Origin of the sequence: Faecalibacterium tardum, from assembly GCF_040096515.1 — a bacterium.
Lineage (GTDB): Bacteria > Bacillota > Clostridia > Oscillospirales > Ruminococcaceae > Faecalibacterium > Faecalibacterium tardum.
This window is the reverse complement of sequence record NZ_JBBMEO010000008.1, coordinates 95,595-107,947: the sequence shown is the minus strand read 5'-3', so window position 1 is coordinate 107,947 and position 12,353 is coordinate 95,595. Positions and strand designations below refer to the sequence as shown.

General features: G+C 58.5%; 12 protein-coding genes and 1 tRNA gene. 3 read left to right on the top strand and 10 right to left on the bottom strand.

Annotated elements, in window-relative coordinates:
• Window positions 1-310: 310 nt before the first annotated feature.
• The 3 genes from WMO44_RS07550 to WMO44_RS07540 form a co-directional block, all read right to left on the bottom strand.
• Window positions 311-395: transfer RNA gene (locus WMO44_RS07550), tRNA-Tyr, on the bottom strand.
• A 184-nt stretch (window positions 396-579) separates the two neighbouring features.
• On the bottom strand, window positions 580-1,812 hold the full coding sequence (locus WMO44_RS07545; protein WP_349152211.1) for a 6-phosphofructokinase: 1,233 nt from the start codon (window positions 1,810-1,812) through the stop codon (window positions 580-582).
• A gap of 84 nt (window positions 1,813-1,896) precedes the next feature.
• The gene (locus tag WMO44_RS07540; RefSeq protein ID WP_097779579.1) at window positions 1,897-3,120 is read right to left on the bottom strand and encodes a 6-phosphofructokinase; all 1,224 of its coding nucleotides are present in this window, start codon (window positions 3,118-3,120) and stop codon (window positions 1,897-1,899) included.
• 340 nt (window positions 3,121-3,460) lie between these two features.
• Here WMO44_RS07540 and WMO44_RS07535 point away from each other — a divergent pair, with 340 nt between their 5' ends.
• Window positions 3,461-4,477, top strand: coding sequence for a GDSL-type esterase/lipase family protein (locus tag WMO44_RS07535; protein WP_349152210.1), 1,017 nt, complete (start codon window positions 3,461-3,463; stop codon window positions 4,475-4,477).
• Window positions 4,478-4,552: 75 nt separating this feature from the next.
• On the opposite strand, the gene WMO44_RS07530 is transcribed toward WMO44_RS07535, so the two are convergent.
• The 6 genes from WMO44_RS07530 to dapF all read right to left on the bottom strand — a co-directional run bounded on the left by WMO44_RS07530 (window position 4,553) and on the right by dapF (window position 8,872).
• On the bottom strand, window positions 4,553-4,711 hold the full coding sequence (locus WMO44_RS07530; RefSeq protein ID WP_349152209.1) for a hypothetical protein: 159 nt from the start codon (window positions 4,709-4,711) through the stop codon (window positions 4,553-4,555).
• Window position 4,712: 1 nt separating this feature from the next.
• Entirely contained in the window at window positions 4,713-5,354 is a 642-nt protein-coding gene (locus WMO44_RS07525) for an ABC-2 transporter permease (protein WP_349152208.1), read from the bottom strand.
• A complete protein-coding gene (locus WMO44_RS07520; protein WP_349152207.1) occupies window positions 5,351-6,196 on the bottom strand; it encodes an ABC transporter ATP-binding protein in 846 nt (281 codons plus the stop codon). The genes WMO44_RS07525 and WMO44_RS07520 overlap by 4 nt, the downstream gene beginning before the upstream one ends.
• A 2-nt stretch (window positions 6,197-6,198) precedes the next feature.
• Window positions 6,199-6,618 carry a GntR family transcriptional regulator gene (locus WMO44_RS07515; RefSeq protein ID WP_349152212.1) on the bottom strand — a complete coding sequence of 140 codons (420 nt, stop codon included), beginning with the start codon at window positions 6,616-6,618 and terminating at the stop codon, window positions 6,199-6,201.
• Window positions 6,619-6,703: 85 nt separating this feature from the next.
• Window positions 6,704-7,891, bottom strand: coding sequence for an LL-diaminopimelate aminotransferase (locus tag WMO44_RS07510; RefSeq protein WP_349152206.1), 1,188 nt, complete (start codon window positions 7,889-7,891; stop codon window positions 6,704-6,706).
• A 141-nt stretch (window positions 7,892-8,032) separates the two neighbouring features.
• Window positions 8,033-8,872 carry a diaminopimelate epimerase gene (gene dapF / locus WMO44_RS07505; protein ID WP_249254121.1) on the bottom strand — a complete coding sequence of 280 codons (840 nt, stop codon included), beginning with the start codon at window positions 8,870-8,872 and terminating at the stop codon, window positions 8,033-8,035.
• A 276-nt stretch (window positions 8,873-9,148) separates the two neighbouring features.
• On the opposite strand from dapF, the gene acpP reads away from it, so the two are divergent.
• Both acpP and proS read left to right on the top strand, forming a co-directional pair.
• Entirely contained in the window at window positions 9,149-9,385 is a 237-nt protein-coding gene (acpP, locus tag WMO44_RS07500; RefSeq protein WP_015537798.1) for an acyl carrier protein, read from the top strand.
• Window positions 9,386-9,508: 123 nt separating this feature from the next.
• Window positions 9,509-10,948: a proline--tRNA ligase gene (gene proS, locus WMO44_RS07495; protein WP_005922033.1), complete on the top strand. Its 1,440-nt coding sequence runs from the start codon at window positions 9,509-9,511 to the stop codon at window positions 10,946-10,948.
• A gap of 382 nt (window positions 10,949-11,330) precedes the next feature.
• Here proS and WMO44_RS07490 read toward each other — a convergent pair whose 3' ends face one another.
• On the bottom strand, window positions 11,331-12,212 hold the full coding sequence (locus WMO44_RS07490) for an aldose 1-epimerase family protein (protein ID WP_349152205.1): 882 nt from the start codon (window positions 12,210-12,212) through the stop codon (window positions 11,331-11,333).
• Window positions 12,213-12,353: the final 141 nt, after the last annotated feature.

Genomic DNA, 12,353 nt, shown 5'->3' with positions numbered 1-12,353 from the left:
CGGCACGCGCATCCTGCTGGCCGCAGCCCCAACAGCTCCTCCCTGTTTCTGCCGCTGGCAGCGGTCGTCGCTGTTGCACAGGGGCTTTTTTACCCGCCGGACTATTCGGCAGGTCTTACGAGTTGCGCTTGCCGCTTTTTCCGCAGCCCCTTGGCAGGGCTTTGAAAAAGCGGAGCGCTGCCCCAGCCTCGCCTCCCTGTTTCCGCCGCAGGCGGCGGTCGGCTCCGCTGCTGTTCGAATCCACCCTTGCAGTCCCTTTTGCAAGACAGATAAAACAGAAACTCCGGTACCCATTGGATACCGGAGTTCTTGGTGGGCGCGGGTGGATTCGAACCACCGAAGCTGAAAGCAGCAGATTTACAGTCTGTCCCCATTGGCCACTCGGGAACACGCCCATATTCATTTTTACAGTCGCGTGGACTGCCTGTATATGTTACCACTGAAAACGCGGTTTGTCAACCCATAATTTGGGCTGAGGGCAAAAATATATACAACAATCACAAAAGCCCTCCCGTCCGGGTGTGCTTTACAGCATCCGGGCGGGAGGGCTTTTCAGCCTGACAAAAAATCAGGAGAAAATCACTTCTGGTTCTTCATGTAGATGTGGTGCGGCAGACCGGCGATGTACAGCGGGGTCAACTCGGCCTGAATCAACGGACGGGCGTAGTCCAAGAAGTCCTCGGTCATCTGGGTGTGGTTGTTGTTCATCCAGCTCAGGGGAACCTTCTTTTCCAGGTTGGCGACCTCGCTGATGGGATGCAGCTCGGTGGTGCACTGGTAGGGGTTGTTGGAGATGCGCTTCAGAGCCACCATCTGACCGGTGACGCCCTCAAAAGCTGCCTTGGCGGCGGCACCGCCCACCTGATAGGCCTCGGTGATGTCGGTGCGGCTGGTCAGGTGACCGGCGCAGCGCTGCAGGGTGGAAAGCTCGATGCAGCGGGTCTTGGTGTCCAGATTGCGGGCCACCACGTTGGCCAGATACCGTGCGGTACCGGTCAGCGCCTTGTGACCGAAAGCGTCTACTGCGTGCACGTCATCCGCCAGCTCACAGACATAGCGGCCATCCTCCAGCTTTACGCCCTCGGAAACAGCAATGACGATGCTGGGCTTCTTTTCCTGCATCACACGCACCTTTTCCACAAAGCGCTCCACGTTGAAAGGAACCTCGGGCAGGCAGATCATGTCCACACCCTCGCAATCGTCACTCTTGGCCAGTGCGGCGGCAGCGGTCAGCCAGCCGGCATTGCGGCCCATGATCTCCACCACGGTAACGTACTTGGTACCGTACACGGTGGCATCGCGGATGATCTCCTTCATCACAACGCCAATGTACTTGGCGGCAGAGCCGTAGCCGGGGGTGTGGTCGGTAACCATCAGGTCGTTGTCGATGGTCTTGGGCACACCCATAAAGCGAATGTCACTGCCAACGCGCTGGCCGTAGTCAGCCAGCTTGCCGATGGTGTCCATGGAGTCGTTGCCGCCGATATAGAAGAAGTAGCCGATGTTCAGCTTTTCCAGAATGGCGAACAGCTTTTTGTACACCGACTCGTCATCCCGCCAGTCGGGCAGCTTGTAGCGGCAGCTGCCCAGAAAGCTGGACGGGGTGCGCTTGAGCAGCTCGATGTCCAGGTCATCGGTCAGCAGGGTGGAAAGATCCACCACCCGCTCCTCCAGCAGACCGACAACACCGTTGCACATACCGTACACGATGTCTGCGCCGCGGTTCTTGCAGCTTTCAAAGACACCCGCCAGACTGGCATTGATGACAGAGGTGGGGCCGCCGGACTGACCGACGATTGCGTTTTTTCCCATGATGATTTCTCCTTTTTTGTTTTTTCTGTTTCGGCTATAAAAACGTGCAGTTGCACGAAAACAGACGCGGAAGGGAAAGGGAGATCACAGACGGATGTGGCGGGGGGTACCGTTCACATACACAGGAGTAACCTCGTCCAGGATCAGCGGACGGGCGTACTCCTCAAAGGCTTCGGTCACCTGCATCCCGTCCGGAGTGATCCATTCCAGCGGGACTTTCTTTTCCAGATTTGCCACCTGCTGCACATCCACAGACTCGGTGATGCACTGGTACGGGTAGTTGGAAACGCGCTTGAGGGCGATCATGCGGCCGCTCTCGCCCGCAAAGGCAGCAGCGGCAGCGGCACCGCCAACGGCGTAAGCCTCGTTCACATCCGTGCGGCTGGCCAGATGGCTGGCGCAGCGCTGCAGGGTGGAAAACTCGATGGCGCGGCTCTTGCACTGCAGCTTGTCGTGGATGAGCTCGGAAAGATAGCGGCTGGTGCCGCTGAGGATGGCCTTGTGACCAAAGGCGTCCAGCTGACCGGCGGTGGAAACCAGATCGCACAGGTAGGTGCCGTCTGCGGTCTTTACGCCCTCGCTTGCTGCGATGATAACGTTGGACTTTACCCGCTGCAGCTCATCCACCCGGGCAAGGAACTTGTCCTGATCAAAGGGCACTTCCGGAAGCAGAATCAGGTCGGGGCCTTCACAGTCCTCGCCGCCTGCCAGACAGGCCGCACCAGCCAGCCAGCCTGCGTGGCGGCCCATGATCTCGGCCACCGTCACGCTGCGGATGTTATACACCGAGGAGTCGCGGATGACTTCCTTCAAGATGGTGGCAATGTACTTTGCGGCAGAGCCGTAGCCGGGGGTATGGTCGGTGAGGCACAGATCGTTGTCGATAGTCTTGGGCACACCGATGAACCGCACACTGCTGTCCACCCGCTGCCCGTAGCGGGACAACTTTGCGATGGTGTCCATCGAGTCGTTGCCGCCGATGTAGAACACGGCGCAGATGTCGTACTTGTCAAACAGGGTGAACAGCTTGACGAACGGGGTGGCATCGGTGTCCGGGTCGGGCAGCTTGAAGCGGCAGCTGCCCAGATAGCTGGACGGGGTGCGCTTGAGCAGTTCAATGCTCATGCGGTCATCCAGCAGGACGTTGAGCTCCAGCAACTCTTCCTTGAGCAGACCCTCAATGCCGTACTTCATGCCGTACACCTTGTCTGCACCCAGACTGCGGGCAGCTTTGTATACGCCCGCAAGGCTGGAGTTGATCACGGCGGTAGGGCCGCCGCTCTGACCAATGATGATATTCTTGGCCATGGAAACCTCCTTCAGATCATATAAAATGTGTCCGCTGCCGGGCAAACGGCTTTCCGCACCGTCCGGTAAAGTGGTCTGTCGGCCCTGCACTGCCAACGGACCGGGACGGCAAAACAGCCGCCTGCCGCAACTGACACAAAAATATTTGCAGCTTGTGTATTCGCTTTTTGTAAAATGTGCAAAATAAGCTGCAATCCTATTGTACCCGTTTTGCCTGTTGTATGCAAGACCCAATTGGTTGCACAGGCAAAAAAAATATGATAAAATGGGTGCGCACTCCAAAATTACCGGGCAGAAGTACCTGCCTGTTGGGATAAATGCAGAAAGCTGGACAGAGAATATGGGCATTTCACACGAGTATCATTCGGCACCCCGGCGGCGCACGCGCGGGGGCATCGGCGGCAAGCTGCGGCTGGCGGGGGTCATTGTGGCCATTTTGCTGGTCGCCTATGCGGTAACCGCCATCTTGGAAAAAGGAACCGTTGAAGAGGACAGCACCCCCCAGACCGGCGCAGGCGGCATTGCACAGAATATTCTGGCACCGCTGCCCATGCAGGGCGAGGCGGCTTCCGGCAGCGGCAGCGAGGGTGCAGCCGATAGCAGCGGCACGGCACAGGCGGTGCAGCTGGAAAGCTTCGGCCCTGCCCGGCAGACCGACGGGGCCTATACCATTAAGGCTTATGACGCCAGTGTCATCCGGCAGCCGACCTGCGGTCAGGTAGACCTGAGCTATTTTTCGGACGCCGCCTTTCTGGGCGACAGCCTGACGGTGGGCTTTTCGGACTATCAGATCAATCTGAGCGGCGCGCTCATCTGCGGCTATACGGGTGTAGGGCCGGACGCCATCGTCAACCGCGCCGCCGTCAAGAGCCCCACCCGTGGGCAGGAAGTGGCGCTGGATGTGCTGGCAGCGGCGCAGCCCAAAAAGCTGTATATCCTGTTGGGCACCAACACCCTGACCACCTTGGGCGCATCTGACCGTTTTCTGGCCTACTACGGCCAGATGCTGGACGAGCTGCGCCAGACGCTGGGGGACGACTGCATTATTTATGTACAGTCCATCCCGCCGGTACGGCCTGCGGCAGCGGAAAAGAAGCCAGGTCTTGCATCGGACGTGCTGCGCGGCGTGAACGAGCAGCTGGCACAGCTGGCCGCCAGCAAGGGCTGCGTCTATCTGGATCTGTGGGAGGCGCTGGCTGACGGCGAGGGCAACCTGAAAGAGATGATCGCCGCACCGGACGGCGTACACCTCTCGGCCGGCAACGGCTACGGCGCATGGGTCACCTACCTGCGCAACCACGCAAAATATTCCGCAAGTAACCCGTGGATCATGGGCAGCGCTTACAGCGCAGAATAAAAAACAAAAAGCAAGTGCACCACATCTTCATCAAAAGCGTTGGCTTTTGAAAAGGTGGTGCACTTGCTTTTTATATTACTTTTTATCCTGTGGGTCATCCAGCCCTTCAAACATCACCATGCCCAGACCGACAAAACCGGCGCCCAGCGCAAAACCGACTGTTCCCAGCGACACACTGAACAAAACGCCCATGGCAACGCCGAACAGGATGCCCGCGATTTGACTTTTCTTCATTTTACTGCTCTGCCTTTCCGTACCATGCAACGGACAGCCGCCACGAAAGAGCATACAGCGCCAGCGCTGCCGCCAGCACGACCACCAGCACCAGCAGCGAGCCCTGCGCAGGCAGGATGCTTTCCAAAGCGCTGTCCCCCGAAGAAACGAAATATCCCATAAAGCTTGCAAGCAGACCGATGCACAGGTAGTACGCATACCGGGCTTTCTGGTAGCCCAAGCGGTAGGCCAGCGGCAGCAAAATAATGTTGCCCAGCAGGGTCAGCATAGCCACCTGAAGCAGGGTCGCCACGGTGAGCTGAACCGTCACCGTGCCCCAGAGCAGCTGTGCTGCCGCCAGCGCTGCCATGCTCAGCAGCTCCGCCAGCACCATACCACACAGTCCGATGAGGTATTTGCCGCCCACGATCTGTCCTTTTGTCACCGGCAGGGCGGCGCTGTAAGCGCTGAACCGGCCGTTCTGGTCGTACGCCAGCAAGGTCATGGGCAGGATGCCCAGCAAAAGCCCGCCGTACAGCATAAAGAAATTAGAGCCTTCCTTCATGAAAAACGTTCCCATCAGCATCATAGCCACCGACACCAGAATGATCCATCTGGTGTAGCTCCACATCTGATAGGCATCCTTTAATAGCAGACCTTTCATTGCACGTTCTCCCCTTTCACCATCAGTACAAACAGTTCCTCAATGCTTACCGGGGCAAGCTCTGCTCCGGCGGGCATTGCATCCCGGCGCACAAGTGCCTCGGCACCGTAAGGGGTTACCCGCTTGCCGTACACGGTCACGTCCAACGCCGCCAGCTGCGCCGCCGTGCCGTGCCACAGGGCGTATTCCTCCCGCAGGGCGTCCTTTTCCTCACAGAGCAGCAGTCTGCCCTTGTGCAGAAAGGCGATGGTATCGCAGAGCTTTTCCAAGTCGCTGACGATATGGGAAGAGATGAGGATGGAGTGGTTTTCGTCCCGGGCAAAATCCAACAGCAGGTCGATCACCTCGTCCCGCACCACCGGGTCCAGCCCGTTGGTGGCTTCGTCCAACAATAGCAACTTCGGGTGGTGCGCCAGTGCCACGGCGATGCACAGCTTCATCTTCATGCCGGTGGAGTAGTCCTTGTACTGCTTTTTGTGCGGCAGGCCGAACTTTTGGCACAGCTCTGTATAAGCGGCAGCGTCCCAGTTGTGGTAGATACCCGCCATCACCTTGCCCGCCTGCACCGCGTTCAGGCACAGGGGGATGCCCTCGCTGCCCAGCACCACACCGATTTCCTCCTTGGCACGGACAGAAGCGGCGCGGCTGTCCCTGCCAAGGATGGTCACGGTGCCGCCGTCCCGCTGCACCATGTCCAGAATCAGCCGGATGGTGGTGCTTTTGCCCGCCCCGTTTTCGCCGATCAGGCCGCAGATGGTGCCCCCGGGCAGGGTCAAGTCCAGCGGCCCAAGGGTAAAGTCCTTATAGTGCTTTGTAAGCCCCCGTAGTTCCAGTGCGTTCATGTTCAGTCCTCCCACAGCAGTTCCAGCATCTCCCCCAGTTCTTCCCTGCTCAGCCCGCAGGATGCGGACAGGCGGACAGCCTCGGTAAGATGCGCTTCAATCTTTTTCAGGGTTTCTTCCCGCAGCAGCTCGGTGTTTTTAGGGGCTACAAAAAAGCCCTTTGCCGGTACTGCGTAAAGAAAGCCCTCTTTTTCCAGTTCATCGTAGGCGCGCTTGGTGGTAATGACGCTGATGCGCAGATCCCGTGCCAGCCCCCGGATGGAGGGCATGGCCTCGTCCGGCTGCAAAGCCCCGCTGATGATCTGCTGCTTGATCTGGTTGTAGATCTGGTCATAGATGGGCGCGCCGCTTTTGTTGTTGATAAACAGTTCCATCGGCTGCTCCTTTGATGCTTTCGTTTCGTCTGTATATGTACAGTATATACAGTAGACACAGATTTGTCAAGAGGGCGCGCAAAAAAATACACCCGCCGCCCAAAACGGACAGCGGGTGCAATTTTTATAGGTTTTACAGTGCTTTAATAGCGGTCTTGATGCGCTCGGCGGCAAGCTTGGTCTTTTCCGCATCGCCGAAGGCGGTCAGGCGGAAGTAGCCTTCGCCGCACTCGCCGAAGCCCACGCCTGGGGTGCCCACAACGCCGCAGTTTTCCAGCAGCCAGTCAAAGAACTCCCAGCTCTTCATGTTGCCGGGGCAGCGCAGCCAGATGTAGGGACTGTTCTTGCCGCCGCAGTACCACACGCCGCACTCGTCCAGTGCATCGGCAATGACCTTTGCGTTGCGGCGGTAGTAGTCCAGATTAGACTGGATCTCAGCCATGCCGCTCTCGGTGAACACGGCGGCAGCGGCGCGCTGCACCACATAGGGCACGCCGTTGAACTTGGTGGTCTGGCGGCGCAGCCAGAGCTTGTTGATATTCATTCCCTCGCGCTCCAGCTCCTTGGGCACGACGGTGTAGCCGCAGCGGGTGCCGGTAAAGCCTGCAATCTTGGAGAAGGAGCAGATCTCCACAGCGCACTCGCGTGCACCCTCGATCTCGAAGATGCTGCGGGCAAGCTCGCCCTCCGAGATGAAGCACTCGTAGGCGGCATCATACAGGATGATAGCATCGTTCTTGCGGGCATAATCCACCCATGCCTTCAGCTGTGCGCGGGTGTAGGCAGCGCCGGTGGGGTTGTTGGGGCTGCAGATATAGATGATATCCGCCTTCACGCTCTCATCCGGCATGCCAAGGAAGCCGTTCTCCTGCCCGGTGCGGCTGTAAATGATCTTGCGGCCATCGGTGACGTTATCGTCCACATAGGTGGGGTACACGGGATCCGGTACCAGCACGGTGTTATCCACATCGAACAGCCCCAGCAGGTTTGCAAGGTCGCTCTTCGCGCCGTCCGAGATAAAGATCTCGTCCTCGGCAAGCTGGGTACCGCGGCTGGCGTAGTAGCCCTGAATAGCCTGCTTGAGGAAGGGGTAGCCCTGCTCCGGGCCGTAGCCGTGGAAGCCCTCCTTGGTGCCCATCTCCTCGGCAGCATCGCGCATGGCCTGCACCACGCACTTTGCCAGCGGCTGGGTCACATCGCCGATGCCCAGACGGATGATCTCCTTTTCCGGGTGTGCTTCCTGATATGCAGCCACCTTGTGGGCAATGTCCACGAACAGGTAGCTGGCCTTCAGCTCGTTGTAATGCTTGTTCATCTTCATGATACTTTCCCTCGCTTCGCTTTACTTATAGATGCTCGTCCTCTCCGTCATTGCTGCGCAATGCCACCTCTCCCAAAGGGAGAGGCCTTGGCAAAACCGCCACCTTTCGTTCCTCATCGGAGGTTGAGCGTTCAAAACCTGTTAAACTTCGGTCGTGCCCTCGCACACGGTCTCGGCAGCGCCGGTCATCAGCAGCTGCTTGCCGGGCAGCACCCGGATGGTCAGCTCGCCGCCGCGCAGCTGCACATGGACATCCTCTCCGGCGGGGCAGATGCCCAGCTCGGTCAGGGCTGCTACGGTGGCGCAGGTGCCGGTACCGCAGGCCCATGTCTCGCCGCTGCCGCGCTCCCACACGCGCATCTTCAGGTGGGTGGCATCCACCACCTGCACAAACTCGGTGTTGATGCGCTCCGGGAAGTTTTCGTGGTGCTCAAAGCCCGGGCCGATCTGCTCCAGCTTCAGGCTGTCCACCTCCGGCACAATGGTCACGCAGTGGGGGTTGCCCACGCTGATGCAGGTCACCCGCCACAGGTTTTCTTCCACCTGCAAAGGCAGATCCACCAGCGGGCCTTCGCCCATGTTCACGGCGGGCAGCGCCGCCGCCATGGCGGTGTAGGTGCCCATCTCTACCTGCCACAGCCCTTCGCCCATGCGGGTAACGGTCTTTAAGCCGCTGAGAGTGTCGATGGCAAGCTTCGGCTTTGCCATGCCGTGGGTGTACAGCCACTCCGCCACACAGCGGATGCCGTTGCCGCACATCTTACCCTCGCTGCCGTCCGCATTGAAGATGCGCATCATGGCGTCTGCCCCGGCTGTGACCGGTGCGCAGATGCAGATGATGCCGTCCGCGCCGATGGAAAAGTGCCGCCGGGACAAGCGCTCTGAAAGCGCTGCGATATTCTCCGGCACACCGGAGGTGCGGCAGTCCAGATAGATATAATCGTTGGCGCAGCCCTGCATTTTGGTGAATGAAAGCTTCATGCTTATCGCTCCTTATAAAAGAGACTGGTCAGTCCCCGTAAACTCATTACTTTATAATGATAAAAAAACCGGCACGAGATGTCAAGGGAAAAAGCAGCTTTCAGACAATTTTCTTCAGTTGCTGCAAAACAGGGCTTGACAATACGCACTGCATGGGATATAAAAAAAGAGAGCGCTTTGTACAGCAGGCAAGGCTGTGCCGGATACCGGAAGTTTTTCCGGGGCACGGCGGGCTGTACGCGTATGCAATACAACTGCAAAAAGGAGACCACAGGAATGGATACTTTTGAGAAAATCCGTGCATTGCTGGCTGAGCAGCTGGACGTTGACCCGGCAAAGATCACGCTGGAAAGCGATATCATGAGCGATTTCGAGGCGGACAGTCTGGATATCGTAGATATGGTGATGACGCTGGAGGACGAGTTTGGCATCGAGGTGCCGGACGACGCCATCGAGTCCCTGCGCACCGTAGGCGATGTGGTAAACTTTGTGGACAGCCACGCGCAGAACTGATTCTTTTAGGCAAAAGCCCCGCCTTTGCAGTGCGGCACACGGCCGTGCAGGCAGACGGGGCTTTATTATGGTTCGTGCGGAACGTAAAGCGTTTGGCGCACGGCCTTGGGAGGATAAAACAAAATGGCAAAAGACAACAAGAAGCTCGTGCAGGCGATCACCAGCCAGGAAGAAAACTTTGCACAGTGGTACACCGACATCTGCGTAAAGGCAGAGCTGGTGGAGTATTCCAGTGTGAAGGGCTTTATCATCCTGCGCCCCTATGGTCAGGCCATCTGGGAGCTGATCCAGAAGGACTTGGATGCCCGGTTCAAGGCTACCGGCCATGAGAATGTGGCTATGCCGGTGCTGATCCCGGAGAGCCTGCTGCAGAAGGAAGGCGAGCTCGTCAATGGCTTCGCGCCGGAGGTGGCGTGGGTCACGATGGGCGGCTCCGACAAACTGGAAGAGCGTCTGGCAGTGCGTCCCACCAGCGAGACCATGTTCTGTGACCACTGGTCCCGCGTGCTGCACAGCTACCGCGAGCTTCCCATGAAGTACAACCAGTGGTGCAGCGTGGTGCGCTGGGAAAAGACCACCCGTCCCTTCCTGCGCAGCCGCGAGTTCTGGTGGCAGGAGGGCCACACCATCCACGAGACCGCTGCCGAGGCCGAGGCTGAGACCCAGCAGCAGCTGAACTGCTACGCAGACACCTGCGAGCAGGATCTGGCGATCCCTGTGGTGAAGGGCCGCAAGACCGACAAGGAAAAGTTTGCCGGTGCCGAGGCCACCTATACCATCGAGGCCATGATGAAGGACGGCAAGGCGCTGCAGAGCGGCACCAGCCACTACTTTGGCGATAAGTTCAGCAAAGCTTACGATGTTACCTTTACCGGCCGCGACAACCAGCTGCATCATCCGTTCCAGACCAGCTGGGGCGTTTCCACCCGTCTGGTGGGCGCTATCATCATGACCCACGGTGACGACGACGGCCTGATCCTGCCCCCGGCCATTGCCCCCATTCAGGTGGTGGTGGTGCCCATTGCCGCCCACAAGCCCGGCGTTTCCGAAAAGGCTGCCGAGCTGGCCGAGAAGATCAGCAAGTACGCCCGCGTGAAGCTGGACGACAGCGACAACGCCCCCGGCTGGAAGTTTGCCCAGTGGGAGATGAAGGGCGTGCCCCTGCGCCTTGAGATCGGCCCCAAGGATCTGGAAAAGAACCAGTGCGTTCTGGTGCGCCGCGACACCCGCGAGAAGGTCTTTGTGAGCTTGGACGAGCTGGAGACCGCCATCCCCGCCCAGCTGGAAGCTCTGCGCAAGGACCTGTACCAGCGTGCGCTGGAAAACCGCGAAAAGCGCACCTGGGCTGCCACCACCATGGACGAGGTGAAGGAGCTGGCAAAAGCCAACACCGGCTACATCAAGACCATGTGGTGCGGCGATCTGGCCTGCGAGATGAAGATGAAGGAAGAGGCTGGACTTTCCAGCCGTTGCATGCCCTTTGAGCAGGAACAGCTCAGCGATGTGTGCCCCTGCTGCGGCAAGCCCGCCAAGGCCATGGTCTACTGGGGCGTTGCTTACTAAGCATCTGTTTTTCTGACCTGATACAAAACCCCCGGAGCAAAAAACGCTCCGGGGGTTTTACTTGTCATTTGTCGAATTATATGCTATTATAGAACTGCTGCTTCGGCAGCAAGGCACTGCACATAACGGCAGGCGGTTCGGCCCCACTTCCGAAAGGAGGTGAAGCTTATGCCAATTACTTTGACGTTCCATATCTTCGGATTGGTATTTACCATCAAGGTAAAAAGCGAGAACCGCCACCCTGGCCGGTGACGGTTCTTAGTCTTTAAGAACTTACATCAAAAGGGCTGACCGCTTGTCGCAGTGCCTTTTCTATTTACAGTATACCCGCTTTTGAGGTTTCTGTCAAGAGCACGCCGTTTCGTTTCTGCGTGCTTTTTTCTTACCGGTCAAAGGTGGTGCTGAGGGTGGTCTGCCAGCTTTCGCCTGAGGCAAGGCAGGCGGCTGCGGCGCGCTGCTCCCAGTCCTGCGGGTCGGTGGCAGCGGCAGGCAGGCTGTGCCACGGCTCGATGCACACAAACCGCACCGGTTTTGCGGGAGCCGACCAGATGAGCGAATAGGGGTAGCCCTCCACCTTGCAGGTGATATTGCGTCCGGTGTCCTTTTCGCAGATGCCGATGGTGCCAGTGCGCAGGCCTGCCATGCAGAAGCTATCGTTGGCAAACAGGTCATCGGTCAGTGGGATGGCCTGCTGGTTCTTCCACTGGTAATAGCTCTTGCCGCTCAACAGGCCGTTGGGGCGAGCATCGAGGATGACCGGGCTTTCCGGCCGGTCAAAACGGAACTCGTAGTCAGTGGTGGTATGCTTGGCATCGAACGGGATGTTGAACGCCGGATGAAAACCAATGCCGAAGCGCAGCTCCTCCGTGCCGGGGTTCGTCACCTGCAGGGTATGATGTACGGTCTTGCCCTCCAGACGGAAGGTGCTGGTAAGCACAAAGTCATAGGGAAAACGCTCTGCCTTGATGGCATCGTCCGCCCGCAGCTCCAGCTGGATGGTATCCCCTTCTGCCCGCAGCAGAGTGTGCTCCAGATCCCGTGCAAAGCCGTGCTGACCGCCCTTCCATGTTTTGCCCTTGGCGGTAAAGGTGCCGTCCACCAGCTTGCCCGTCCACGGGAACAGAATGGGCGCGTGGCGCTTCCAGATGGCAGGGTCGGCCTGCCAGAGTAGCTCTTCGCCTGCGGCGTTTTTCAGGCTGACGGCCTCTGCACCGTGGGTGTCCACGGTCAGGGTCAGGAATTCGTTGTGAATGGTTGCCTGCATTTTCAGTATCTCCTTTGTCCTTCTTATTTTCCGGGGTCTGCTGCTTCCAGTATACTCCCCCGTGTGCCAAAAATAAAGCCCCTTCCCATGCTTGTACAAATCGTCACTAGGCAAAAGGCTTCCCCCGACCGGGGGAAGCCT